This is a genomic window from Mesorhizobium sp., from assembly GCF_004962925.1.
GTDB lineage: Bacteria > Pseudomonadota > Alphaproteobacteria > Rhizobiales > Rhizobiaceae > Mesorhizobium.
In genome coordinates this window covers 1-209 of record NZ_SUEO01000522.1, presented here as the reverse complement: position 1 = coordinate 209, position 209 = coordinate 1, and the positions used below count along the sequence as shown (strand labels likewise).

Sequence of the window (209 nt, the reverse complement as noted above, 5' to 3'; positions counted from 1 at the left end):
ATTCCTGGCGCGACTTTTGCCGAAATCCCTCCCAAGGCGCTCGACAGCGCCGGGCATTTCGCCGAGCTGCAGGCCGAAATCACGGCCTTCCTTCACGCCCACGCCAATATCCGGAGCCTTATTCCCTCATGACGACCAAATCCCTGTCCGGCCCTGCCGCGATCGCCGCCCTGCCGCGCAACCGGCTGCTCGGCGAGTTTTCCCTGTGG

General features: G+C 64.6%; 1 pseudogene. It reads left to right on the top strand.

Annotation, left to right across the window (positions count from 1 at the left end):
• Nucleotides 1-128: 128 nt before the first annotated feature.
• Nucleotides 129-209: pseudogene (locus E5W87_RS36260) on the top strand (D-allulose-6-phosphate 3-epimerase); the annotation flags it as partial.